Below are 23,779 nucleotides of genomic sequence, written 5' to 3'. Positions count from 1 at the left end.
CGAGTCGTGGCCTCCAAAGCCAGAAAGTAGGGCCTCTCCCCCTGGGCAGGTCATGGTTATCATTGAGGCTGATCGATCCAGCTACCATTAACGTAGTCGTGCAGAAAGTCACCCGAGTACTAAGTTAGTGCTCGTCAACAAATAGAAGTTCGATATTTCCGGAACTCAGAAGCTTGGTGGCTTCAACGATGGGCAGTTTTTGTTCCTCATCTAACGGCTTTTCTAAGTGAACGTAAATGTTGGTGTCAATTGCGGATGTCCTCTTAGATGTGAACTGAGCCGAATTGCCCACCGATCGCAGATATTCCTGGATCTGGTGCTCTGCCACACCAATCAGCTCCTCATTCCTGGGCAGCGGATCACCGTAGGCTAGTTTCGCCAAAGCTCTGGTATAAATCTGAGCCTTTGTACTGTCGCGGTCCCGAGACAAGGACCGTACGGTATCAAGAATTTCATTCAGGATGTCTTTGTCATCGCGTGCCGGCGCTGTTGTCAGCTTGCCCTGTTCCTGAAGTTTCTCTACTTCACTCTCAAGTTCAGGCCAGAAGGCTCCGAAGGACTTCTTTAGCGCTGATTCTTCTAAGGGTTCCTCGAGCTGGCTATTTATCGATAGGAGCATCTTGTACACACCCTCTTCATTGAAGAGAGTCGTATTGAAGGTGTTCAACGGCCCCTTGAGATCGCCTCTATCGTTGAATCCGATCAACAGTGGGACCACGCGGCGTTCGATGTCCGCAATCGCCATTGATAGCGCCCCGGCCTCGAAATTGATCCAAGGTGTGTTCTGATTTTCATCCGTCACGCATATGATGCCAAAGCCAGACTCGCGAAGCTGAGTGGAGATACTGCTCTCCCACTTTGTACCCGCTTGAATGTCTGTATCGCTCATCCACGGCTTGGTTGCCTGAAGGACGCTACGTAGCCATGGCTTGAGCAAGAGTGCAACGGCCTTGCTCTCGGGACCTGACCAGCTAATAAAGACCTTCATGGCTCACCTCTTGCTCCCTCAGATACTCCGGTAAGAGTATCAACGACATCACTCGGTATCTGCCGTTGAGACCCTACGCAAGGGAGGAGATTGGTTCGAGTCTTCGAGGTCTTGTTCCCGGCGCACCTGCTCGAACAGTGCCCGTTCTTCGCCATCCTTTTTGTCGCCACTTCTAACGATGACGCTCAGCCCGTCATTGCCCTCAGTCCAGCTCTTCATCTGGTTACGCATGTCAGTAGCGGCCTTGGCCAGTTCATGAAGTCCGAAGGTTTGGACCCAAGTCTTGTTCCTATAGGCCTCCCAGTCGAGAATGCATTTGGATTCCAACGGATCACCATCAATGCCCTTATACCTGACCACACCTTCGAACCGCGAATCAGCCTCCTTCTTACCTAGGCGAGAGTTTGAGAAGTCAAACAGGGTGCGCCACTCTTGACCGGGAGCCAGCATCGGTATCTCCTCCGGGATGAAAACGTCGTGCTTTGTTGGGGTCCACATTGTCAAGCGAGGTGTGAAATCGGCACGAACATCCGTTGCGGCTGTCTGACCATAGTTGCGAATCACCACGTCGAGAGCTTCTGGTCCTAAGAATGACACATCCATGAAGGCGACTACGTATGGCTGGGCCTTCTTGCGCTCTAGTTTGTTTGTTTGGATACGCAATTGCTTCGCCTCACTCAGTCGGTAGAGACCGCCTCCCGCAGCAATAGCCGCAATCAGGAGGGTCACGGAGGATAGCCAGAAACTAGCCTCCTCAGCCCAGTTCGGTGCGCCAACAGTTTTGATGAGTTCTTTAGCTAGTGCAGCCCAGTCGTCAGGAGTCATAGGAACAATTCTCTCAGTTGACTCTGACAGGCCACACACGCCCTCATTGACGGCTCAGCGCGGGCTGCACTAGATTTGATGCCTTGTCAAGAATTAAGACACCGCGATTGGCGCGTCGAGAATTCCGACCTGCACCTCGGGAGCCGGAACCGCCTTGCTTGGTCCGAGAGAGATAAAGAGAGTCTCGCCCAGGACATCGCGTAGTCAGAAACGCAGGGGTTTGGGGCGGCCCGAACGTCATCACCGGTCCCCACTTACAGGTGACAAACTATCCCTATGACCTCCCGCCTATTCGACCTCGCATCCACCTGGCACCTCCCGTTCACCCCGGAGCAAGTGTGGACGATCATCGCCGACGTCGACATGAGCTGGCCAAAGTGGTGGCCCCACTGCACGTTCGCCGCACCACTCGTTCGAACCGAAGCCAAGAGCAACTCCCAAGAAGACATCCTCAAAGCCACCACGGCCCACCTCAACTTCAGAGCTTCCCTCGGTTACACCCTCACCATCAGCATCCAACCAACGAATGTGGTCACTCCAAAGGAAATTGACTTCGACGCTGGCGGTCATCTGGAGGGCACCGGCCGTGTCGTCCTCACCCCGGAAGCACAGGGCCAAGCGACCCGCATGGACATCGAGTGGCGCGTCCGACCCACTCAGCGTTGGATGAATCTGCTGACCCCAATAGCGGCACCAGCGTTCACGGCCGCCCACTCGCTCATGATGCGCCAAGGCGGAGAGGGCCTTGTCAAAGCGTTAGCAAACCAAGCTCCACAAGCCACAGCTTAGACCCGTCTACAAGTTAACTAGCCACGCAATCGCAACGGTTCTACCATGGAATAGGTCAGCCAATCTGGGGAGCTGAGGCCCCACTTTGCGCATGGACGCAAGACACGGCGAAGGGGGGCACCATGAACATCAACGCCACCCTCGCCGCGAGCCTCGAACGCCAAGAGACCGCAAGCGAAGAAGCCTGGGAAACCACCTTCCGTCAGATGGCCCTGTTCGACCTCGCCGTCGACATGGAAGTCGGTTTCTTCCTCTCCTACTATCGGAATTTCGCGATCCCTAGCATCGCCACGACCCTCCACACGAACGCGGAAATTCAGCAGCGTCCAATGAAGCGCTCGTACGACACCGCCATCGTCATCTACGAACTCATCGCCAACGGCCTGGAAAGCGACCGTGGCAAGGCCATGGTCGAATTGCTCAACCACGTCCACCGCAACGTCCCGGGCAGCAAAGACGACTTTCTCTACGTGCTGCTTACCCTCCTGGTGGTACCCATCCGCTGGATCCAGCAACACGCCTGGCGCCAACCAACTACCTCAGAGCTTTCGGCCGCCTCACGCTTCTTCACCGAACTAGGCGCCCGGATGAACATCAAAGACATGCCCGCCAGCTACGCCGCAGCCGCGGATTTCTTCGATCGCTACGAGGCAACCCATGTAGCCCCATCCGAGCAGGGCCAGCACCTCATGGACGCAACGGTCCAGGTCTTCCAAAGCCGCCTGCCGGGGCCCCTGCGTCCGCTGGCTACGAAACTCATCAGCACCATGCTCGACGACGACCGCCTCACCGCCGCGCTGGGCCTCCCCCGCGCAAACGTGATATCCCGCACGGCCCTCAAAACCGGACTCGAGCTCCGCAACGCAATCATCCGCCGTCGTCCGCTGAGACAGCAGCCGCATTTCACACCCGGCAAGGCCGGATCCTCCCTGTACCCCGATGGGTATTCCCTGGACCAAATCGGCCCGGTCAACGTTCCACACTCCCCCGTCCACACCGGCAATGAACTACCGTGAAGCCCGCAAAATAGCGAGGAAGGCCGAACACGCGTTCAGCTTGCCCAACAACGCCACACTTCATTTCATCCAGAAGAAGCTGGAAGCTCAACGCGGCCGACCGATCAAAATCGCTGAACTTCCGGGTCTGGCGGGATCCGAGTTGTGCGGGGTCTTGCTAATCTGCTCTGACAGGGACATCGTCCTCCATGCACCGGTCAAATCAATCTGGCACCGGCAGCAGATCATCCTCCACGAATTCAGCCACCTGATCCTCGGTCACGACCTCGACGGCGTCAGCAGCGAAATCGCCAGTAGTCTCCTGCCTGACCTCGATGCCAAAGGCGTGCTCCGAGCGCTAGCCCGCAGCAGCTACACCGACGACGCGGAACTCACCGCCGAGGCCCTCGCCGACCAGCTCGCAACGCGGATCATCAACAGCGATGCCGGTGTGCAGCCCGAACCGCTGGCATTCCGCAAAGTGTTCGGCTAATGGAATTCATTCCGGCCGCCACCCTCTGGGTCCTCACAATCCTCCGTCTGCCTGCTGCCCTCGATCCGAACCGCGGCAGCGTCTTCCGTGCCACGATCCTCGCCGCGATCGCCTGCACCCTCTACATCCCGGCCGTCTACTACGCGGTGGATCCCCTACTCGGCGGCCAAAACCGCGTCGGCCTCGCAACTCTCCTCTCGCTCCTCCTTGGGTTTTGGCAATTTCGTACGGCAATTCTGCTGGCCGCCGTCTCGGACGAAGAAGTACGACACCGGCAACTCACCTTCGGTCGTTGGGCGGCCGGGATCGCTTGTTCGGCCGTGACGGCGGGATTCCTCACAAGCCGTGTAGACCGCACCGATCCCAACCTTCCACTGGCATACGGTGACCAACCGGGGATGGCAGTGTTCCTCTGGACGGGGTCGGCATTCATCATGTGGATCTGCCTAGACATTGCACGCGTTTGCCACGACTACGTCCCACGCATGCATGCACCGGCTTTCCGCTCGGCGTTCATTCTGATCGCCATCGGGTGTATCCTCTTCGCTCTGGTGCTGCTCGACCGGATCCTCTACGGAGCCGTCACCAAGGTTGCGCTAGCGGACAGTACGGCGGCGACGATCCTCACGGTCCTTTACTGGATCGGCGAAACCATCGCGGTTCTTCTCGTCAGCTTGGGGCTGCTTCTGCCACGACTGGCCGGCCCACTCAGCCGCGGCAGGTTCGGGCTCCACGCCCGTCTGCTGCTTGTGGAAGTCGGGCCGATCTGGAACCGGGTGGCGTCAAGCCAGCGCGAATTGATCCTTGAGCAGCGGCGAGCCAGCAGGCTGATAGCCCTCAGCCCCCATGCCGAAACACAACTTCACCGCCGCCTGGTCGAAATACGAGACTGCGAAATGGCCAGCCCTGCAGCGGCCCGGCGCCTGAACGCCCACGACCGCGCCGTCGTCGAACGAGCCGAAGTCGCCCTCGAAACTCACTCCGGCGCACGTTCCACGCGATAGGGGTCCCACCAGCCCACGCCCCGGCTGCACGAAGGTCATGCCGCATGGACCGATCCGGACCATGAATGAGCAGATGCATCTTTGCTGTTTGTCATTCTGATACTTGATCGTCGCTGGGCGGGTCCTGCGCGCAACCAGGGCGCTGCGCGCCGCTCGCAGCCCAAAACTTCGTTCGGCGCTCCGTCGTCGCTTATTTCCTCGCGAACTTTTCGACTGCTCACGGTTCCCCAAGTTGCACTCCGACCCCTGCACCCAGCGGTGGATCCTCTATCAGACCGACGCCGAAACTGACGGACAGCCGTCACAGGTCTCATTCAAGGAAAAGGATCATGGAAACGCTAACGATCAAAACGCCCGCCGATGTACTGAGCTTCATCGGCCACACCCTCGGTTTCTGGCCGAAGGAGAGCCTGGTGTGCGTCACCATCGATACAAACCGTATCGGCGCCACCCTCCGGGTGGATTTACCAAAGCACGATACCAGCGCACCCGCCTACGCACGGACCGTCGCCGGCTACCTCGCTAACGACCCGAACGCGACCAGCGCCCTATTCGCGCTCTACACCTCGGCCGCCCCGGAACACGGCCAGACCAAACCGTACGCATCTATGATCGCCGCCCTCACTGGCGCCCTCGCCGAACGGAACATCACCATCCGGGATGGGCTACTCGTCGGCGATACGACGGTCTCACCGTACGACGACGACCCTAGGCTTCCCGACACGCTGCCCTTGTCGATGATCGACTCCAGCGAAATCAACGCCGAACTCGTCTACCGCGGAAGCGCCGTCGCACCGACCGGTCGTGTCACACTGCCGTCCTCACCCAAAGAGATGGCGACATTCGATGAGGTCGAGGACCGAGTTTCCTCGATCGGGCGCTCCTACAACCACCGGGCAATCGAACTAGCGCGCACCCTGTGGGCGGGGATACTCGAGGCGAATACCTTCCCAAGCGACGAACAGACCGCAACCTTGATTGCCAACTTCCAGTTCCCCGCCATCCGCGACCAATTGATGGCAGACATTCCTTGCGTCCACGGCCCTATGGAACAGATCTTGCTAGCTCAAGTCCCCGACAAACCGGAATGGTCCCGCGTTACGTGGGCCGAGCAGGTCCTCCTGCACGCCTACACCCACAGCAGCACGAAACACTCGGCTCCCCTACTCACCGCCATCGCCTACATCAGCTGGTGGGAAGGCCGCGGCAGCAGGGCCCACCAGTACCTGGAGCTCGCGCTAGAAGCAGACCCCAGCTACCGCTTAGCCAAACTGAGCGACCAACTCATCGGCTACGGCATGGTCGCAGGCTGGAACATGGACAAGAATACGGCTTACCGGATGCGGGGTCTTGACCCTTCCTGAACATGAACCATTAATCGGGGATGCCCCAAGGCAGGCTGACGAAACGTTCATCATCGGCCACTTGAAAACGGGCAGAAGAGGGCTCCGACAGGCGGCTGCTTGAGCCGCTTCGTGGAAAGAGGTTTGCTCTGTGCTCACGCACTGTGTTCGCCGTGCGTGTGAAAACAAGAACGAATTATTCTTGTTTAGAGGCAGAGTCCTTTGGCCGCCCATCTACCGCGGCGTACTCAATGGTCTTACCTACCTTCTGGGCGGTACTCTTCACCAGGCCGGGAAGCTCCTTCATGCGTATTTCCGATGTGGGATTGTTCCTGTATCGGATCGCTAAATACCAGCCAAAGTTGCAAGCATCAGATTGAAGGTAGCTGGGCAACTGGGTCTGAAGCCCGTGCCAGAATTTTCCATTGTGGGCTTTTTTGATTTCAATCAACATACGTAGCTTTGATCCGCTAGCTATTTTAAAGTCCACTGGGCCTCGGCCAAGTTCGACTTCCCTGTCCAGTTCCACATTGAAGAGCCGCAGGTAGTGCTGAGCCATGCCTAGAAAGACCAACTGGGCGGGCTCCTCCGGTTTCTCTTTACCGTCCGAATCCCAAAGTAGCGACCACCCACGCTGGTCCTCGACGAACCGTTGGAACTGTTTGAGCATCTGGCTTATGAGCAGTCGTAGCTCTGCTTCGTTCCTCGGCTCGGATTGCAGGCTGAGGGGATTGGACTCGGCGTGTACGACGGGCAGTTTGTCCCACTGCACGACGCCTCGGGGGTCATCAGAAAAGTCGTAGCCCTGCAAGTCTTTCCGGCTTGTTTGGCTTCGAGCCCACTTACGCACGCGCTCAGGATGGCGTCGAGCGAATTGGACGATATCAGACTTCCGAACGCTCTGGCCCACGCTCAGGTTGAACTGGTTCCGGATGTCCCCGTTGAGGTCGGAGTCGAACCAGTCATCCGCATTTAGGGTGGGTAGATCATTGAGAAGCATTTCTGGCACAAGGATGATGGGCTTATTGTTCTCCGGGTTGGTGGGTAGGTCGACAGACTCTGTCAGCCACCGTCCTTCGTTCGGAAATACCCTGGTGTTTCTTACTTTATGCTTTTGCATTTCTATGCCGTGTCGCAAGCAGATTCCTTGGGTGTATGTGATGAAATGTGCCTTCAGCACGTTTCCAACTGCATCGGAAATACGGTCAGAACCGATTCCTTCATTGAGGATACCGATTTCCTCTATATGCTCTGGGTTGGACAGTCCGTGAGCGATGGCGACGGCAATGCCGTCTGCCATACGCTGAGCAAACGCTGCTCCAGAACCTGATCCGTTGCTTCCAACTGTCGTGTATCCAAGGCATAGCTCGGCAGGCTCCGGGAATGTAAGCAACCGCTTAGCAATTGCGGCGGACGTAGACGGCTCTTCACGGTTCGTGGTGATTGTTCTGCCGTGATGGATGTTCATGCCGCTGTTCTGGCGGCACTGCGCAACAGGATACGCGTTTTGTAGTTGCGTGGGTTGGTGAATCCCCGGCCTGTCCGTTTGATGTGTTTGATGGCTGTGTTGTTTGCTTCTACTTTCGCCGTGGTCGCACCGGTGACGATGAGGACTTCGATTTCTTTCCACCATCGGCAGATCGTGCGCCAGAGCCGGTTCGTTTCCGGCTGCGCGGCTCGTTCGACCAGATTCTGCAGGTGGGCTTTCGCGGTGGCCGCGTCGGCAAGAGACCCGGTGGCGAGCAGCGTCCGGAGCTGCTCTTTGACCAGCCAGGCAGCCTGTAGCTTCCCGGTGGCGTCGTCGGTGGCGAACACGGTGCTGAGCTTGTTCCGTGCCCGGTCTGAGAGCGTGTCGCCGCCGCGCAGGAGCAGCCGCCGGTTGGCCCAGACCGGATCGATGGAGCGTCCCCGCCGGCCACGGACCTGCTGGGTGAGTCGTTGCCGGACTTCGGTGAGCATGTCGTTGCCGAGCTTGACCAGGTGGAACGCGTCGACCGAGACGGCGGTGCGCGGGAGCCACATCCGTAGGGCCTTGCGGAATGCCGCCGACGGGTCGATCGCGACGACCTGCACGCCCATGCGCCACTGAAGCGGCCGGGCGAACAGCCAGTCTCCGACGCCTTCGCTGTCGCGGCCGTCCACGATCCCGAGCACTTGTCCGGTGTCCAGATCGACAATGGTGGTCATCCAGGGTTCGTACCGTTTCCAGGCGTTCGTTTCGGGATCGCGGAAGAACCGCACCGACCGGTAGCGGTGTTCATCGATGCCGAGCATTCGTGGCGCGAGGACATCCACGTCAGGCAGTGTCAGCGCCGCGGAGTCCAGGGCTCGCTGGACCAGCCACCATGAGACGCCGAACGAGGAGGCCGCTTCCGCGGCGGCCCTTCCGGATCCGATGACGGCGGCCACGAGGGCGTCGCGAAGCCGGCGGGTGGACCGTGCGCGGCGCGGCACCTGGGCGGTCTCCTCGGCGAATGTCCTGCGCGGGCACAGATACTCATCGCAGAAGAATCTCCGCTTGGACCAGATCACTTCGACCGGGCCGGCGACAGGGATGTCGCGCACACGTTGGGGCCGGCGTGAATGCACGCGGGTGCTGATGACGCCACAAGACGGGCAGCCGGCCTCGGCGGTGGCTTCGATGCGGACCCGTCGCTGTCCGAATGCGAGGATCTCGGTATCGGTGACGCGGTAGTCGGGCAGATTGAAGAGGGCGGTGGCAGCATCGGGGCGCGGGGAAGTAGGCTCGATCAAGGCTCGTAGCTCCTGACTCTTGATGAATGCGTAGAGAACATCCATCACAGCAGGGCTACGAGCCCTTCAGCTTTCAAGACACGGAATCCGTTTCACCACGAACCACGGAGAGCCACGTAGACTTGCTTCCAGAGGCTTTGGCGACGAGTTCATAGCATCGAACAAAATGAGCTATCAGGCGGTCATGCCCAGAAGCCCACGGCTCGCCAGCCAAGATCAAGAGAAGGGGATCAATGAAAAGCTTTGTATCAACAGTTAGGTGAGGATCAAACCAGTCGTCATGGTCCGATCGTTTGATTCCAAATTGTTCCGAAAATCTCAACGTTACTCCCCCACACTTCGACGTCCTGGTTATCTGCTTATAATCTACCGTTTAGCCGGACCGCGCCTAGGGCTTCATCTCGCCGGTCGAAAAATGCTGGAAGACTGGGAGCCCGCTTCTAGAAATTTGACCGAGCACCGTCAAACTTCAGGGGCCGGTTCGTTGGTATCGCCGCCATAATCCAGCCCCAGCTTCTCTCTAATCCGGACCTCGAGGGCTTCATGCCCGTCCTCTGGAACCCAGCGGACGATTCGAAGGGCGTCTTTTACCTCTACGGGTATGCGGGTGGCATTCGTGACAACAATTAGATCGACTTCGCCATGAGTTATGGCTCTTATGCGATTCGACAGCCCTGCAATGCTGCGCGCCCACATCCGCGGCAAGCGTTCTCCTCCCTTGATATCGAGCATGACTCGACGGTCCTCGATATCAAGGACGGCGTCGGGTTCATACTTTAACTCGGTCATCACGGCAGCGGCGATTGGATCGTAGCGGCTCAAAGGCTGAATTGATTGAGCTTCCAGCGCAGCTTTTACCTCACTCTCGTAAAGGAATCCACTCAGGAACACACGATTCGCTTGTGAGCTTGAGCCTTGAGCTGCAGCAAGGAATGCCCGCACCGCAGCAGGGTCAGTCGCAGAGTCGGCAGTGTCTCCACCTGTTGAGAAGATGCCTTGCTCTTTTGGCTTCTCCAGATAGTGCTTAATGACGCCGTTCACGGCTTCTCTTTGGAACTCCGCCGTAGACATCTCCAGCAGCGAGGTAGATAACCGGAGAGCGAGCGAAGTTTCGAGCTTCTCTTGCTTCTCCTTGTCCTTTGGCAGGATTCGGTCGGTGACCCATTCGAATTTTTCCCACCACGACGCTTCGGCATCCTTCCGCCTTGCATTGAGGGCTTCGGCCTTTGCGTGCTCCAGTTGCCGTCCCAGGGCTCGGGCGCCGATAATTGCAGCCGTGACGGCAGCCAGCCCAGCCATTGCCGGGCTCGTAGCAAATGCCTCCCCGAATGTCACCCAGCGTTCCAACGGTTTCCACAGCAGGAGGAGGTGAATTGCATACAGACCGCACATGAGCGCCAGGATAGTCGCACCACCTCGCCGGGATCGGCGGCCACTTGTAGCTGAGGTTGGACCTTGGTCCAAAGTTGAGAGGCTGATGCCAGCATCTAACGCCGGCTCAGGTGTTTGTTCCGATACTGAAATCCCCATTCGAGGATTCTACGTTCCAGCGACAGTGGACAGTGTTCAATGTTTGTAACGGCCACCCATCATTCCAAAACTGCGAGCAAAGGAATCTCGCGGAGTGCAGCAGCAGCACCTGCCGCACTCCACATCTATCCACTACGGCTGCGCTACTTTACAGAATCATTATTATCGGCGTTTGAGTGGGACGAGTAGAAGTAGATGAGAGAACTCGTCCCAACTTACTTTGAGGCGTTTTCGCAGGTCAGTGACACGTTGCGTCACTCGAACAGCAAGCGCCCGCGGCAGACGAGTGTGCGTGGTGACGCGGCCTAGCGGCGTAATCTCTCATTAGATGAGAGATTTTTGCGTACAGTTTGCTCTGTGAGTATCGAGCCTGGGCGGATTCCGGCCTTTCTGACCAATGGGAATGTCGGGCTGCTGCGTGCCGAGGATCGAGTTTTCGAGGCGATGCTGGACGGCTGGCGGGCACAGATACTGGCTCGCGGGTTGTCGACGTCGTACATCAAAAGCTCCTGCGGGACGGTGCAGAGGTTCCAGGAGCACGCGAACGAGTATCCGTGGACGTGGTCGGCGCATCACGTGGACGAGTTCCTGGCGGACCGCCGCAGCTCAGAGAAAGGGCTGGCGTTATCAACGCTGAGGGCCAATTCCGGGGCAATCAGGGCTTTCTGCTCCTATCTGACGGATGGGCGTTACGGCTGGGCAGCGTTCTGCGAACGGGTCTTTTCCGACATCCCGGTACAGGTGGTCTTCGAGTGGAACTCACCCCGGCACACGACTGACGATGCCGTGCCGGCACGCCGCCGGGCGTTCACCCGGACCGAACTTCAGACGTTCTTCGACGCTGCCGACGACCTGGTCGACACCGAGTTCGCCAAGGGTTCCAAGCGCTGGCTTCCAGCTCTGAGGGACTCGACTGCCTTCAAGGTGGCCTACGCCTACGGGCTGCGGCGGCGTGAACTGGTGATGCTCGAGTACGTCGATTTCGGACCCAACCCGCACGTCGAACAGTTCCGCCGCTTTGGGGCGCTACAGGTGCGGTGGGCCAAGGGAACCAAGGGGCCAGGGCCCCGCCGCCGGACCGTGCTCACCGTCCCCGAGTTCCATTGGGTGGTCGAGCTCCTGGAGTACTGGCTCTCCCCTGACGGCCGGAAACGTTTCCCCACCACTGACCGGTCCGCCAGCCTCTGGCCCTCTGAACGCTCCGGCTCCACGGTTTACCGCAACTTCGACCGGTCTTTCCAGCGGGTGCGGACGATCGCCGGCCTACCGGAAGAACTGACCCTGCACACCCTGCGGCACTCCTACGTCACGCATCTGATCGAGGCCGGCTACGACCCGCTGTTCATCCAGCAGCAGGTCGGGCACAGCTACTCCTCGACCACGGCCCTCTATACTTCCGTGTCGGCGGACTTCAAACAGAAGACCATCCAGAAAATGATCGCCCAGCGGCTACGCAACGGCGACGGCGAGGGGAACAGCCATGGCTGAACAACGACGGATCGGCTACCGCTGGAACCTCCGACAGCTGATGGCCCAACGAAACCTCTGGAAGACCACCGAGCTGCTCCCCCTGCTCAAAGCCCGGGGCATCAACCTCTCCAACGCCCAGGTCCACCGCCTCGTCACCGGAACACCCGAGCGCATTCCCGCCCAGACCTTCGCCGCCCTCTGCGACATCCTCGAATGCACGCCCAACGACCTGTTCGAACCCTACGTGCAGATGCGCGCCGCCAAGACCGCCAACGCTCCCAAGCGTCCAGAAGACCTGGGCATCACACCCGGCGCGCCGATCGCCCGCCGGATCCGCGTTCTGCCTCCGGAAGAAGATGACTAGGCCCCGCAAAGCCGGCGACCCCACCAAATGGCCGGAAGCCTGCGGACGCTGCGGCGAACACCACCAAATCGCGGTCCGGTGCCCGACGGCGGAATCTGCGGCTACTGCTACCAACAGGCCAAAAGAACCCGCGGCACCTGCGCCTGCGGCCACGAAGGCGTCCTGCCCGGCCGCATCGACACGCTGCCGGCCTGCCGGAAATGCTCCGGCGTTCAGCTCAACGTCGACTGCATCGGATGCGGCACCGAAGACGAACTCCACTCCGGCAACCGATGCTGGACATGCATCCTGGCCATGACCGTCGACAGGCTCCTCAGCCCGGCAGATAACCAGCCGCCCTCCCCCGCTCTTCAGGCAATTGGCACCGCCCTAAAGTCCATGAAGCGTGCCAACAGCGGACTCACGTGGATCCAGCAGCCTCACGTCACCGAATTCCTTCAACAACTGGCGGCCGAGCCTGTGATCACCCACGCACGCTTCGATGAGCTTCCGGCATCACGCACCCGCGAATACGTCCGCGGGCTCCTCGTCGAACACAATGCCCTGCCACGCCGTGATGAACTCAACGCAAGGTTCACCGTCTGGGCCGACCAGACACTCGAGCGGATCACCAGCCCGAATCATCGGGACATCATGCGCCGCTACATTCGCTGGCACCACCAACGCCGCATGAACCAGATCGACGAGGTCACCCAAGGCACCTTTCTCCGGGCCAAACAAGCAGTCACCGTCGCCATCAAACTGCTGAACTGGCTCACCGCTCAAGACACCGAACTCACGGAAGTGAACCAGGCGCGCACCTGGACCGCTGGCAGGCAGAAGGGCCCACAACGCGAGGCATCGCCTCACGCTTCCTGGACTGGGCAACCAAAACACGCCTTATCGATCCTTCCGTGCAACTGCAGCCCCACCGACGCGGCACCAGCCCCCGACTCGACGCAGCCGCCCAAACCGAGCTCATCCAAAACCTCAGCCACACGACTGACATGAACCCCAGGGACCGAGCAGCAGCCATCCTCGTCCTGGTCTTCGGCCAGCAAGTCGCCGACATCGTCAAACTCACCTGGGACAACGTCACCGTGACCAAGGAAAACCTCACCATCACCCTCGGAACCGTCGAAATCGCGCTCACGCCGCCGCTCGATGAACCTTGGCGCGAACTCGCAGCCACCCCCACCCATCACCAGACAGCCGCGCACCCCAACAGCAACTGGGTATTCCGCGGCGGCTCACCCGGCAAACACCTCCAAGCCTCATCCCTCACCCGGCGGTTGAGCACGGCCTTCAGCACTCGGGCGGCAAGGTTGGGAACACTTCACGAACTCACCAAACTCGCCCGGTCGCCATCATTGCCGAGGCACTTGGTTACTCCCCGGCCACGATTGATCGCCACGCCATCGACTCCTCGGCCAATTACGCCCAATACGTATCAAATATCTCGCCGTCGTCGATGCGCTCCGGGGGCTGAAGAATGTCACGAAACGCCCGCGGATCACGGAGCCTACTTCCACGCTGCTCGCATTCAGCTCAGCCACGGACATTTTCCAATTTCATAGCTGAGTCGCCTGCCCAATAGCTGTGGTTACCTCTTGCTATGGGACTTTTCAGGAAAAGAGGAGCGGCAGACGGTCGTTCACCGGAACGGGACTCGACCGCAAGCAGCGAACAGAAGCATCAAACGGACGAGCTACTGCTAACTTCGGCAGAACTACCTGACGGGTTCTCATACCCTCGAGGGTTTCTTCGACTGGTCGAGTGCGAGCTGTTTGAACTGGAACCGTCGTGGATCCCGACCGGTGATCAACTACGAGCGCTTAACCAGGGAATTGCCAAGCGATACCCTCAGCGGCGGCTAATTCTCTTCGCCAAGCGACAAGACAACGATGATTCCGCCTGTTGGGATCTAGAGACGGGCAAAGTCGCAATAATCCACCATTATGCGTCTCCGGGGTGGGAAGCGCGCGGAGACTTCCCTGACTTCAACAGCTGGCTGCATGCGGCAATCGATGACTTACTCGAGTTCTATTAGCGGACGCCCTGCCATCCTTCGTGGGCAACCGGGCCGCCGGGTTGCCCTTCGAACTCGTCCCACTTCAACACGTCCCGCTGCCAGTCTTCAATGGCCGGGGAGAGGCCTTAAAGGCCCTCTGTTACCTCCGGATGAGAGCTCCGTCAGCCAGCAGCCGAGCACAAGACAATGCCCACCAGATTGAGGGTATTGGCCGCCGCAGGAGCATGGGAGCACTCCGGACCAGCATAATCGAGGGCCTCTGCCACGAGTAGAGCGCTCATCAAGTAGTCAGTCGCACAGTTCTTCCCCAACGAGCCTTGACACTCAACCGCAGCCGTTGCAGTGGATCTGGCAGCAACACCGCGCGGCTAGTAGGAGCGGGGCAGGCCCAGGACCTTGGTGGCCACGAAGCTCTTGATCAGGTTGTTGTTGACCGGGGCCACCTGGAACATGCGGGTCTCGCGGAACTTGCGTTCGACGTCGTACTCGTCCACAAAGCCGTAGCCGCCGTGGGTGTCAAGGCAGGCGTTGGCGGCGGCCCAGCTGGCTTCGGAGGCCAGGTGTTTGGCCATGTTGGCCTCTGCGCCGCAGGGTTCGCCGGCGTCAAAGAGCCGGGCGGCCTCGTAGCGCATCATGTCGGCGGCCCGGACCTTCATGTAGGCATCGGTGATGGGGAACTGCACGCCCTGGTTGCTGCCGATCTTACGACCGAACACCTCGCGGCTGTTGGCGTACTCTACGCCCCGCGTCGTGAACCAGTAGCCGTCGCCGATCGCTTCAGAGGCCAGCAGGATGCGCTCGGCGTTCCAGCCGTCGATGACATAGCGGAAGCCCTTGCCCACCTCACCGATGACGGCAGATGCCAGGACGCGCATGCCGTGGTAGTGGATCTGGTTGGTGGCGTAGTTGAACATGGTGCGGACTTTGACCACCTCGAGCGATTCCGGCTGTTCGGCCCGGACCTGGCGCAGGTCCACCAGGAACAGGGTCAGGCCGTGGGTCTTGTCGGTGCCCTTGCCTTCGGGCTTTTCGGAGGTGCGGGCCAGGACAAAGAGGAGGTCGGATTCCTCGATGCGGCTGGTCCAGCTCTTGTGGCCGGTGATGATGAAGTCATCGCCGTCGCGCACGGCGGCTGTTTCGATGCTGGTGGTATCCGAGCCAGCCTTGTCCTCGGTGATGGAGAAGGCCTGCAGCCGCAGCGAGCCGGTAGCGATCTGGGGCAGGTACTCGCTCTTCTGAGCCGCGTTGCCGTGCCTGAGCAGGGCACCCATGGTGTACATCTGCGCGTGGCATGCCGCTGAGTGGCCGCCGGAGTTGTTGATTTCCTCCATGATGACGCTGGCCTCGGTCAGGCCAAGGCCCAGGCCGCCGTACTCGGTAGGGATCAGAGCCGAGAGCAGACCGGCCTCGGTGAGCGTGTCCACAAACTCCTGCGGGTAACGGCGGTTACGGTCCGTTTCGCGCCAGTACTCGTCCGGGAAGCCTGCGCACAGAAGGCGGGTCTGCTCGCGCAACTGGTCCAGTCCGGCGGTGAGGGTATGCATCGGTGCTCCTTTGAATGGCTGACGGCGACCTTCTGTCACTGCTGGGACACGACGATACGCCAATATATTGAACGGTGGCAAGACCTGCCTTGCGCATCAACGGATGAGCATAAACCTTGACATTCCAAGGAACGGAACGTCAGACTAGCAGGAATCAGTAATATATTGAGTGAAGGAGATTGGCGATGACCGACGAAGCAACGCAGGCTGCAACCACCGAAGGCCGCGTAGTAGAGGGCTGGACAGGACGCCTGTTTGAAGACTTCTCCCCCGGCGACATCTACTACCACCCGTTCGGCAAGACCGTGACGGAGGCGGACAACCAGTCGTTCACACTCATGACGCAGAACGTGGCCAAGACCCACGTGGACCGCAATTTCGCCAAGGCCACCGAGTTCGGCCTGCCGTTAGTCAACTCCACCTTCACTCTCGCGCTAGTCACCGGCCAGTCCACCATCGACCTCTCCATGAACGTCTTCGCGAACATGGGCTGGGACGAGGTCCGCATGCCAAACCCCGTCTATGAAGGCGACACCATCTACTCCCGCTCCAAGGTCCTCTCCACCCGGGAATCCAAGTCCCGGCCCAACCTCGGCCTGGTTACCGTCGCCACTGAGGGCTTCAACCAGGACAGCAAGATCGTGATCAGCTACCGCCGCACCTTCATGGTGTACCGGCAGGGTTACCTTCCGGGCGTCGAATCCGCCCGCCCGGATGAGTCCACGCTGCCCTCGATCGGGGACTTCCAGTGACGGCGCCGGCAGGAAGCCTCACCATTTCCGGTGCCGAAACCGTCGCCTCGGCAGTCACCGCATTGTTCGTTCCCGGTGACCGCCCCGAACGGTTCGCCAAGGCAGCCGCCGCGGGCGCCGGCGTCATAATCATCGATCTGGAGGACGCGGTCGCGCCCGGTGCCAAGTCCGCTGCGTTGGCTGCGGCGGTGGCGGCGGTGGCACCGTCGGACGACGGCGTAGGGGTGCGTGCGCTGGTGCGGGTGAACCCGCAGGGTTCCGGACATTACGACGCCGATATCACCTTGCTGCTTTCGGCCGCCCGCACCCCGGGCTCGGGTCTGCTCGGCACCGTGGTGCCAAAGGCGGAAGACCCCGCCGCCCTGCGCCAGCTGCGCTCGGACATGCCAAACCACCTTGCCCTGGTCCCGCTGGTCGAATCCGCCCTCGGCGTGGTGAACGCCGTGGAGCTGGCACGCGTGCCGGGCGTGACGCGGCTGGCGTTCGGCGCCATCGACTTCGCCCTGGACATCGACGCCGACGGCGGAGACCGCTTTCTTGACCATGCCCGCGCCCAGCTGGTCCTCGCTTCGCGGGCTGCCGGCATCGCGGCGCCGCTGGATTCACCTTCCACAGACATCAAGGACACCGTCCGTGTGGCGGCGTCAGCCCGGCTGGCCCGGAACTTCGGTTTCGGCGGCAAGCTCTGCATCCACCCAGCCCAGCTGGCTCCCGTTCATGGGGCATTCGCGCCCACGGAAGCAGACGTGGAGTGGGCACTGTCCGTCATTGGCGCCGAAGGCGGCGCGGCCCAGGTGGATGGCCAGATGATTGACCGTCCGGTTACCGAACGGGCCAAACGCATCCTGCAGCGTGCAGGGAAGGAACAGTAAATGGGCACCTTGCCATTGGCGGGGATCACCGTCATCTCCCTTGAACAGGCGGTCGCGGCCCCCTTCGCTACCCGGCAGCTCGCCGACCTCGGCGCCCGGGTCATCAAAGTGGAACGCGACACCGGTGACTTCGCCCGCGGCTACGACACCAAGGTCCATGGCATGGCCAGCTACTTCGTCTGGCTGAACAGGTCCAAAGAGAGCATCGTCCTGGACCTGAAGTCCGAGGATGGCATGGCTGTGCTGCGCAAGCTGGTCTCCACAGCTGACGTCCTGGTCCAAAACCTCGCACCCGGCGCCATCGAACGCCTGGGCATGGGGCCGGACGAGGCCCTGGCCCTGAACCCGCGGCTGATCCACACCTCCATCTCCGGCTACGGCCGTGGCGGGTCCTACGAACAGAAAAAGGCCTACGACCTGCTGGTCCAGTGCGAGGCGGGCCTGCTCAGCGTCACCGGCACCCCGGACTCCCCCGCCAAGGTGGGAGTGTCCATCGCCGACGTCTCCGCCGGCATGTATGTGTACTCCGGCATCCTGACCTCGCTGCTGCAACGGGCCACCACAGGCCGCGGTGACGTCCTGGAAATTTCCATGCTTGAGGCACTAGGTGAGTGGATGGCGCAGCCGTACTTCTACGCAGAATACGGCGGGGCCCCGCCCGCCCGCAGCGGCGCGCAGCACGCCAGCATCGCACCCTACGGACCCTTCGGCGCCGCCGACGGCACCGTGTTCTTCGGCATCCAGAACGAGCGCGAATGGGCCAAGTTCTGCGCCGACGTGCTGCAGCAGCCCGGCCTGGCGCAGGATGCGCGCTTCGCCGGCAATGCGCTGCGTGTGGACAACCGTCCGGCCCTGCACGAGGCCATCAACGGGGTCCTGGGAGAGCTGCCGGCGGCGGACGTCCTGGCCCGGCTGGACGCCGCCGGCATAGCCAACGCCCAGTTGAGGGACATGCGCGAGTTCTCCGCGCACCCGCAGCTGGCCGAGCGCAACCGCTGGCGGGACGTCGACTCCCCCGTGGGACCACTGCGCAGCCTCCTCCCGCCGGTCACGTCCAGGAAACAGACGTCAGGATGGATCCGGTGCCCGGGATTGGCGAGCACACCGACAAGATTCTGGCGGAACTGGGACTCGGCGCACCCGGCCTGGGCGCGCTTCACAGCACCAATTGAATCTCTCCTGGTTGCGCATCAGCCACGGCTTGCCTGTCCCCCGGCGTGCCGTGGCTGATGCCGTATGTTAGGTGGGGAAATTGATCAGAAAGAGTCCGCAGCCCATGACCAGCCGCAGCCCCCGCAGCAGCGCCCGCCCGCAACTGAGCGAGAAGGCCACCGCCCATATCCGGGGCCTCATCATGTCCGGTGAATTGCGGCCCGGGACCCTGGTCCGCCCCGAGACCATCGGAGAGGACCTCGGCATCTCCACTACCCCCGCACGTGAGGCGCTGCAGGCCCTGCGCGTGGAAGGCTTCCTGGAACTTGTGCCGCGGCAAGGATTCGTGGTGGCACCCCTGACCGGCCAGGACATCCGGGACCTCTTCCACGGTCCAGGCCCTCATCGGCGGTGAACTTGCCGCCCGGGCTGCCGCCAATGCCAGCGAACAGGATGTGGCCGAACTCGAAGCATTGCATCACGAGCTGAGCGCTGCCGCCGCACGGAACAACCACGAACTCCTGGAAGAGAAGAACCACGCCTTCCACCGCGAGATCAACCTGATGGCCAACTCCCGGAAAACGGTCTGGGTCCTGGGCCTGGTCACCCGGTACGTCCCCCGGCAGTTTTACTCCTCGATCCCCGGCTGGCCCCAGGCCACCATGGACGACCACGCCGAACTCCTCAAGGGCATTCAGGCTCACGACCCGGAAGCAACCCGGGCCGCCATGCACCAGCATATTGTCCACTCGGGCGAGCTCCTGGCCGCCCACTTCGACGAACGCATCGCCGCCGCGACCGATGCTCGGGCTCTTATTACGGGCTGACGTCAGCGCAATCCGGCGCAAGTTCAGCGGTCCAGTGTGTCCGGCCCAGCTCCGCTGCTGCCACGGCTCCTTTCGGGTGCTTGGGCCCTACCGATTCGCGTTGCCCTAGTGCGGCCTCACCGTGTACCCGGCTGATTCTACGAAAAGTGCGCGCTGTTCGACTGCGTCCTCCTCGATCCAGAACATGGTGGAATCGGCGGTAGCTTGGCCCACTTTGCCTACGCGAACAAGGTTGCCGTCGAGCCGAACCTCCACCATGCCGCCTCGCAGATGAGTCCAGTCTTCCCTGTCGCCTGGGTCCTTGTTGGCTGCGTTGGAGGAGCCCAAGGGCCGGTTCCGGGAAACAATGACGTCCTGGGATACGTTCCCAGACCGGTCACTCGTGCAGTTGGATCTCGACGATTCCCTCCATCTGATATATTCCGTCCGGCGGCTAGAATCCGTAAGCTTTACGGTCAACTTTTTGGGCTTCTACTTAAAGTAGAAATTTCAATTGGCGGATATCAATATATTCGTGGTCGAACGCCTTCGGCCCAAGTCCAGCCGCCGCCCTGTTGAGGCGCGGAAAGTCCGGCGCCAAGATGCTTCGATTGCTAGACGCGCGTGTCACGTCCTTCGGCTGGCACGCTAATTTGCGTACATGGTCTGCTGCTAACGGACGAGCCGGGCAGACGGCCACTTTCCGGCTTCAATCAGGCCCAGAACTGTCTCTTCCAGTACTTCCGCCACCATGCGGACCGCGATCGTGGACCGGGCGCTGGTCGGCCTGGCCATGGATGATTCTTCGGGGGATTCCAGCGGTTAACGATGGGAGCCGCGTTGAGTGTGCCACCCGCAGCTTCGTCGGCAACCATAATGCCTGGCAGGACCGTCCATCCGAGGCCGCCCTGCACCAGCTGCTTCTGTACGCCGGCATCATTCGTTTCCACTGCGATGTCCAACGCGAGCCCGATGCGCGCCGCGGCACTTTCAACGAGCGAGCGGATGACGTGTGGCGCGCTGGGCATCACCAGTGAGCGCTGTAATAGTTCGCGAAGGTCAACGCCTTCAGCTGTGACATCGCCTGCGGTGGGAGGTGCGACCGCCCACAGGTCCTCCTCCAGAAGCGGCCTGGCCTCCAGTGCGACCGTCGGTGGCTGGTTGTAGGTGAGGGCCACGTCTACGTCTCCAGCCTCAAGCCAGCGGCTAAGATGGCCGCCATATCCAGTCACCACCCGCAGCCGAACGCCTGGATGCCGTTCCGTCACCGCGAAAACCATGGGAACAGCGAGCAATGCCGCGGTGCTGGCCAGAAGGCCAACGGTGACGATTCCATGCAAGCCTGCCCCGGAGGAGCGCGCCTCCTCCCGGGCGCGGTCCAGTTCGCTGAGCGCCCGTCGTGCACGTTCGATGACCTGAACACCGATGTCCGTAGCACGCATTCCCGTGCGGCTTCGGTCAAAAAGCGCTGCTCCTAGTTCCGCTTCGAGGTTATGGATTTGCCGTGTGACAGCAGGCTGCACGACGTGCAGCAGCTCGGCTGCCCGCGTCACGCTTCCGGTGTCCGCCACAGCCAGCAGGGCCTGGAGCTGCCTCATTTCCATGGTTCCTCCGTCGTCTTCAAGCGGTGGCATGGGAGTGCTGATTCGTACTCTGGGCCGTGCCGGGCACGATCACTCTATGACATAGATACATCACAAGAAACTATTGGTAGGTCTGATCCATAACGCGGATGATGGAATGCATCCCGATACGGTGCCACTACAGTCTTCTTTCCGAATGGCACCTCATTCTGTCCCCCCGCGAAAGTCGAAGATGATGCTTCACAACGTAACCACCCCCGATTCCAACTCCACCGAGTCCGGTTCCGGAAGCGCGGCGGGCTCCGACAGGCGACGCCCCCTGCGCGGCCGGTCTGCGGCGATGGCCCGGAATATGGAGGCCAGCCTGGCCATCCCGACTGCGTCAACCATCCGGACTTTCGAGGTGTCGTCACTGATGCAGTGGCGCGGGCGGCTGCGGGCCCAAGGCTTCAATGTCCCCATCGCCGCGGTCCTTGCCACGGCGATGGCACGAGCGGCCCAAGGCACTGTCCCTGCGGTACGGCGCAGGGTCGAAGCGGCGGATAAGGACTTGATCCTGGTTGAAGAAGCCACGGTCAACCTCGGCGTGGCCGTGGATGTTGAGACGGCTGCGGGCCATTCGATCATGGTCCCTGTGATCCGTGATGCCGCCAGCCTTTCCTTCCCGGCCTTCGTCAGCCGCCTCGGCGAGCTGTCTGAAGCCTGCCGCGCCGGAACCGTCGCCGTCACCGACCTTCGCGGGGCCACGCTGATCCTGACAAGCACTGGCCGTTTCGGGTCCACCACCGGCGTCCCGCTGCTGCCGCCCGGCCCGGGAATCATCGTCGCGGCAGGAGCCATCGGCATTCCTGCCGGGCTTGAGACACTCGCCCGCACCCAGCATGTCAATCCCGTCCTCACGTTGTCCTCAACCTACGATCACCGTGCCATCCAAGGTGCCGATTCCGGACTCTTCCTGGGAACCGTAGAGAACCTGCTAAGGTCGCCGGAGTTCCTTGCTGAACTCGAGGGCGAGCTCCGCGGCACCCCTGCCGGCGATGTCCTGCTGGATCTTCCCGCCCAGCCGGGATCGGAACACGACGACATCAGGCTGGCCGAGTACGAAACATCCGCCAGCACGGCCGTCGCCCGGCTTGAACCCGTGCGTGCCCGCAACGAAGGGTCCTGGCTTCCCGAAGGTGTCGAAGTGGAATTCAGCCACCTCTCGGACCCCGAGTCCCGTGTATGGCTTGCCGAGCTCCTGCGGAACGGCACGCCGTCGCCCGCTTCCTCCCGCCGCCTTCAGGCACTCCGGCTCGCCACCGAACTCGATGTTTTTGAGGCCTACCTGCAGACTCAGTTTCTTGGCCAAAAAACGCTGTCCGTCCAGGGCCTCGAAGCGACGGTCATCGCCCTCGCAGAAATGGCCGGACACGCCGCAGAAGCAGGCTATTCGGACACGGTCCTGGGCATGGCGCACCGAGGTCGGCTGAGCATCATGGCCCACATCCTGAACTGGCCCGCCGAGCGCATCCTGGCGGAGTTCCTGCCCACTGCGCGCGCCACAGCCAAAGCCCCCGTGGGCGATGTCCGCCAGCACCTCGGTGGCGAGGGCAGGTTCGACGACGTCGACGGTTCCTCCATCAACGTCACCCTCGAGCAGAACCCCAGCCACCTGGAATTTGTCTCCCCCGTTGCCCTCGGCGCAGTCCGTGCCAAGCAGGACCGGCTCGTCGCCGAAGGGGAAAGCATGGACCAGGCCAAGCGCCGCGTCCTGCCCGTCCTCCTCCACGGTGACGCCGCGTTCACCGGACAGGGCGTAGTGTACGAGACCCTGAACCTGCAGAACCTTGCACCGTACGATGTAGGCGGCAGCGTCCACATCGTCCAGGACAACCGCCTGGGCTTTACGGCCACGCCGTTTCAGCTGCGCTCCACGCTGTGGCCTTCCGACGTCGTCAAGGGATTCGACGTCCCTGTCATCCACACGGACGCGGACGACATCGACGCCAACCTGGTGGCCGCAAAGATCGCCTTCGACTACCGCGAACGCTTCGGCAAGGACATCATCATCCACGTGCTGGGCTACCGGCGGCATGGTCACAACGAGACGGACGAGCCCCGGTACACGCAGCCCATCTACTACGCCGACATCGATGAGCACCCGCCCGTGCACGAAATCTACGCGGCCAGGCTTGAGGCCTCCGGCCTGGTGCCGGCCGACTACGTGGAAACCACCAAGGCCGCGGCACGGGCCGAGCTTGTCAAGGCATTGGAGAAGGCGCGGACCTTCGACCTGGAGACGGTGGTTAACCAGCAGCTCGCTCCCCGCCCGGCAGTGCGCGCTGGGCTGGAAGCCGCACCGGCTGACTGGGCTCTCGGCGTTCTCGACCTGGCCGAACAGGACCGCGACGGCTTCGCCATCCACCCGAAGCTGATGCGCCAGTTCTCCAAGCGCAAGTCCACCCGCGCCCAGGACGCCCTGGCTGACTGGGCCAGGCGGAACTGCTCGCCCTGAAGCTGAT

At 61.3% G+C, this 23,779-nt stretch carries 23 protein-coding genes; 15 read left to right on the top strand and 8 right to left on the bottom strand.

Features of this window, described 5'->3' with window-relative positions:
• Window positions 1-124: 124 nt before the first annotated feature.
• Window positions 125-988: a toll/interleukin-1 receptor domain-containing protein gene (locus tag ACF0H6_RS00320; protein ID WP_395247992.1), complete on the bottom strand. Its 864-nt coding sequence runs from the start codon at window positions 986-988 to the stop codon at window positions 125-127.
• A gap of 48 nt (window positions 989-1,036) precedes the next feature.
• Complete coding sequence (locus ACF0H6_RS00315; RefSeq protein ID WP_395247991.1) at window positions 1,037-1,813, bottom strand: hypothetical protein; 777 nt, start codon at window positions 1,811-1,813, stop codon at window positions 1,037-1,039.
• A gap of 276 nt (window positions 1,814-2,089) precedes the next feature.
• Between ACF0H6_RS00315 and ACF0H6_RS00310 the strand changes: the two genes are divergently transcribed.
• The 5 genes from ACF0H6_RS00310 (at window position 2,090) to ACF0H6_RS00290 (ending at window position 6,458) form a co-directional block, all read left to right on the top strand.
• Window positions 2,090-2,602, top strand: coding sequence for an SRPBCC family protein (locus tag ACF0H6_RS00310; protein ID WP_395247990.1), 513 nt, complete (start codon window positions 2,090-2,092; stop codon window positions 2,600-2,602).
• 122 nt (window positions 2,603-2,724) lie between these two features.
• On the top strand, window positions 2,725-3,618 hold the full coding sequence (locus tag ACF0H6_RS00305) for an oxygenase MpaB family protein (protein ID WP_395247989.1): 894 nt from the start codon (window positions 2,725-2,727) through the stop codon (window positions 3,616-3,618).
• On the top strand, window positions 3,605-4,090 hold the full coding sequence (locus tag ACF0H6_RS00300; RefSeq protein WP_395247988.1) for a hypothetical protein: 486 nt from the start codon (window positions 3,605-3,607) through the stop codon (window positions 4,088-4,090). The genes ACF0H6_RS00305 and ACF0H6_RS00300 overlap by 14 nt, the downstream gene beginning before the upstream one ends.
• Window positions 4,090-5,094 (top strand): hypothetical protein, encoded by a 1,005-nt coding sequence (locus ACF0H6_RS00295; RefSeq protein WP_395247987.1) that lies wholly within the window; start codon window positions 4,090-4,092, stop codon window positions 5,092-5,094. Before ACF0H6_RS00300 ends, ACF0H6_RS00295 begins: the two co-directional genes overlap by 1 nt.
• A 329-nt stretch (window positions 5,095-5,423) precedes the next feature.
• Window positions 5,424-6,458, top strand: coding sequence for a DUF4192 domain-containing protein (locus ACF0H6_RS00290; RefSeq protein ID WP_395247986.1), 1,035 nt, complete (start codon window positions 5,424-5,426; stop codon window positions 6,456-6,458).
• Between the two features lie 175 nt (window positions 6,459-6,633).
• On the opposite strand, the gene ACF0H6_RS00285 is transcribed toward ACF0H6_RS00290, so the two are convergent.
• The 3 genes from ACF0H6_RS00285 to ACF0H6_RS00275 all read right to left on the bottom strand — a co-directional run bounded on the left by ACF0H6_RS00285 (window position 6,634) and on the right by ACF0H6_RS00275 (window position 10,583).
• Window positions 6,634-7,905 carry a hypothetical protein gene (locus tag ACF0H6_RS00285; protein WP_395247985.1) on the bottom strand — a complete coding sequence of 424 codons (1,272 nt, stop codon included), beginning with the start codon at window positions 7,903-7,905 and terminating at the stop codon, window positions 6,634-6,636.
• Complete coding sequence (locus ACF0H6_RS00280; protein ID WP_395247984.1) at window positions 7,902-9,191, bottom strand: ISL3 family transposase; 1,290 nt, start codon at window positions 9,189-9,191, stop codon at window positions 7,902-7,904. Before ACF0H6_RS00280 ends, ACF0H6_RS00285 begins: the two co-directional genes overlap by 4 nt.
• A gap of 462 nt (window positions 9,192-9,653) precedes the next feature.
• Window positions 9,654-10,583, bottom strand: coding sequence for a hypothetical protein (locus ACF0H6_RS00275; protein WP_395247983.1), 930 nt, complete (start codon window positions 10,581-10,583; stop codon window positions 9,654-9,656).
• A 495-nt stretch (window positions 10,584-11,078) separates the two neighbouring features.
• Here ACF0H6_RS00275 and ACF0H6_RS00270 point away from each other — a divergent pair, with 495 nt between their 5' ends.
• The 4 genes from ACF0H6_RS00270 (at window position 11,079) to ACF0H6_RS00255 (ending at window position 14,111) form a co-directional block, all read left to right on the top strand.
• The gene (locus tag ACF0H6_RS00270) at window positions 11,079-12,209 is read left to right on the top strand and encodes a tyrosine-type recombinase/integrase (protein ID WP_395247982.1); all 1,131 of its coding nucleotides are present in this window, start codon (window positions 11,079-11,081) and stop codon (window positions 12,207-12,209) included.
• Window positions 12,202-12,555 (top strand): helix-turn-helix domain-containing protein, encoded by a 354-nt coding sequence (locus ACF0H6_RS00265; protein WP_395247981.1) that lies wholly within the window; start codon window positions 12,202-12,204, stop codon window positions 12,553-12,555. Before ACF0H6_RS00270 ends, ACF0H6_RS00265 begins: the two co-directional genes overlap by 8 nt.
• 78 nt (window positions 12,556-12,633) lie before the next feature.
• Window positions 12,634-13,545, top strand: coding sequence for a hypothetical protein (locus ACF0H6_RS00260; RefSeq protein ID WP_395247980.1), 912 nt, complete (start codon window positions 12,634-12,636; stop codon window positions 13,543-13,545).
• Window positions 13,542-14,111, top strand: coding sequence for a hypothetical protein (locus ACF0H6_RS00255; protein ID WP_395247979.1), 570 nt, complete (start codon window positions 13,542-13,544; stop codon window positions 14,109-14,111). The genes ACF0H6_RS00260 and ACF0H6_RS00255 overlap by 4 nt, the downstream gene beginning before the upstream one ends.
• An 823-nt stretch (window positions 14,112-14,934) precedes the next feature.
• On the opposite strand, the gene ACF0H6_RS00250 is transcribed toward ACF0H6_RS00255, so the two are convergent.
• Entirely contained in the window at window positions 14,935-16,110 is a 1,176-nt protein-coding gene (locus ACF0H6_RS00250) for an acyl-CoA dehydrogenase family protein (protein WP_395247978.1), read from the bottom strand.
• 185 nt (window positions 16,111-16,295) lie between these two features.
• Here ACF0H6_RS00250 and ACF0H6_RS00245 point away from each other — a divergent pair, with 185 nt between their 5' ends.
• Genes ACF0H6_RS00245 through ACF0H6_RS00225 form a run of 5 tightly spaced genes read left to right on the top strand, consistent with a single transcriptional unit; the run spans window position 16,296 to window position 19,713 of the window.
• Window positions 16,296-16,862 carry a MaoC family dehydratase gene (locus ACF0H6_RS00245; protein ID WP_395247977.1) on the top strand — a complete coding sequence of 189 codons (567 nt, stop codon included), beginning with the start codon at window positions 16,296-16,298 and terminating at the stop codon, window positions 16,860-16,862.
• Window positions 16,859-17,734, top strand: a complete 876-nt coding sequence (locus tag ACF0H6_RS00240) for an HpcH/HpaI aldolase/citrate lyase family protein (RefSeq protein ID WP_395247976.1) — start codon at window positions 16,859-16,861, stop codon at window positions 17,732-17,734. The genes ACF0H6_RS00245 and ACF0H6_RS00240 overlap by 4 nt, the downstream gene beginning before the upstream one ends.
• Complete coding sequence (locus tag ACF0H6_RS00235) at window positions 17,735-18,964, top strand: CaiB/BaiF CoA transferase family protein (RefSeq protein WP_395247975.1); 1,230 nt, start codon at window positions 17,735-17,737, stop codon at window positions 18,962-18,964.
• Window positions 18,965-19,010: 46 nt separating this feature from the next.
• Window positions 19,011-19,301, top strand: a complete 291-nt coding sequence (locus tag ACF0H6_RS00230) for a GntR family transcriptional regulator (RefSeq protein ID WP_395247974.1) — start codon at window positions 19,011-19,013, stop codon at window positions 19,299-19,301.
• A 40-nt stretch (window positions 19,302-19,341) separates the two neighbouring features.
• A complete protein-coding gene (locus ACF0H6_RS00225; RefSeq protein WP_395247973.1) occupies window positions 19,342-19,713 on the top strand; it encodes an FCD domain-containing protein in 372 nt (123 codons plus the stop codon).
• Between the two features lie 105 nt (window positions 19,714-19,818).
• On the opposite strand, the gene ACF0H6_RS00220 is transcribed toward ACF0H6_RS00225, so the two are convergent.
• A complete protein-coding gene (locus tag ACF0H6_RS00220) occupies window positions 19,819-20,040 on the bottom strand; it encodes a hypothetical protein (protein ID WP_395247972.1) in 222 nt (73 codons plus the stop codon).
• Between the two features lie 365 nt (window positions 20,041-20,405).
• On the bottom strand, window positions 20,406-21,290 hold the full coding sequence (locus tag ACF0H6_RS00215; protein WP_395247971.1) for a LysR family transcriptional regulator: 885 nt from the start codon (window positions 21,288-21,290) through the stop codon (window positions 20,406-20,408).
• Window positions 21,291-21,507: 217 nt separating this feature from the next.
• Here ACF0H6_RS00215 and ACF0H6_RS00210 point away from each other — a divergent pair, with 217 nt between their 5' ends.
• Window positions 21,508-23,772, top strand: a complete 2,265-nt coding sequence (locus ACF0H6_RS00210; protein ID WP_395247970.1) for a thiamine pyrophosphate-dependent enzyme — start codon at window positions 21,508-21,510, stop codon at window positions 23,770-23,772.
• The last annotated feature ends 7 nt before the right edge of the window (window positions 23,773-23,779 follow it).

The sequence above is a fragment of the Arthrobacter sp. NA-172 genome, from assembly GCF_043952055.1.
GTDB lineage: Bacteria > Actinomycetota > Actinomycetes > Actinomycetales > Micrococcaceae > Arthrobacter.
This window is presented reverse-complemented; position numbering and strand designations above follow the sequence as displayed.

Excerpts from the sequence above, each read along its gene's own strand:
- ACF0H6_RS00230 (WP_395247974.1), top strand. The coding sequence starts at position 19,011 with ATGACCAGCCGCAGCCCCCGCAGCAGCGCCCGCCCGCAACTGAGCGAG.
- ACF0H6_RS00315 (WP_395247991.1), bottom strand. The coding sequence starts at position 1,813 with ATGACTCCTGACGACTGGGCTGCACTAGCTAAAGAACTCATCAAAACT.
- ACF0H6_RS00255 (WP_395247979.1), top strand. The coding sequence starts at position 13,542 with ATGAACCCCAGGGACCGAGCAGCAGCCATCCTCGTCCTGGTCTTCGGC.
- ACF0H6_RS00300 (WP_395247988.1), top strand. The coding sequence starts at position 3,605 with ATGAACTACCGTGAAGCCCGCAAAATAGCGAGGAAGGCCGAACACGCG.
- ACF0H6_RS00235 (WP_395247975.1), top strand. The coding sequence starts at position 17,735 with ATGGGCACCTTGCCATTGGCGGGGATCACCGTCATCTCCCTTGAACAG.
- ACF0H6_RS00245 (WP_395247977.1), top strand. The coding sequence starts at position 16,296 with ATGACCGACGAAGCAACGCAGGCTGCAACCACCGAAGGCCGCGTAGTA.
- ACF0H6_RS00310 (WP_395247990.1), top strand. The coding sequence starts at position 2,090 with ATGACCTCCCGCCTATTCGACCTCGCATCCACCTGGCACCTCCCGTTC.
- ACF0H6_RS00320 (WP_395247992.1), bottom strand. The coding sequence starts at position 988 with ATGAAGGTCTTTATTAGCTGGTCAGGTCCCGAGAGCAAGGCCGTTGCA.
- ACF0H6_RS00250 (WP_395247978.1), bottom strand. The coding sequence starts at position 16,110 with ATGCATACCCTCACCGCCGGACTGGACCAGTTGCGCGAGCAGACCCGC.
- ACF0H6_RS00265 (WP_395247981.1), top strand. The coding sequence starts at position 12,202 with ATGGCTGAACAACGACGGATCGGCTACCGCTGGAACCTCCGACAGCTG.
- ACF0H6_RS00305 (WP_395247989.1), top strand. The coding sequence starts at position 2,725 with ATGAACATCAACGCCACCCTCGCCGCGAGCCTCGAACGCCAAGAGACC.
- ACF0H6_RS00290 (WP_395247986.1), top strand. The coding sequence starts at position 5,424 with ATGGAAACGCTAACGATCAAAACGCCCGCCGATGTACTGAGCTTCATC.
- ACF0H6_RS00285 (WP_395247985.1), bottom strand. The coding sequence starts at position 7,905 with ATGAACATCCATCACGGCAGAACAATCACCACGAACCGTGAAGAGCCG.
- ACF0H6_RS00295 (WP_395247987.1), top strand. The coding sequence starts at position 4,090 with ATGGAATTCATTCCGGCCGCCACCCTCTGGGTCCTCACAATCCTCCGT.
- ACF0H6_RS00275 (WP_395247983.1), bottom strand. The coding sequence starts at position 10,583 with ATGTGCGGTCTGTATGCAATTCACCTCCTCCTGCTGTGGAAACCGTTG.
- ACF0H6_RS00210 (WP_395247970.1), top strand. The coding sequence starts at position 21,508 with ATGATGCTTCACAACGTAACCACCCCCGATTCCAACTCCACCGAGTCC.
- ACF0H6_RS00215 (WP_395247971.1), bottom strand. The coding sequence starts at position 21,290 with ATGAGGCAGCTCCAGGCCCTGCTGGCTGTGGCGGACACCGGAAGCGTG.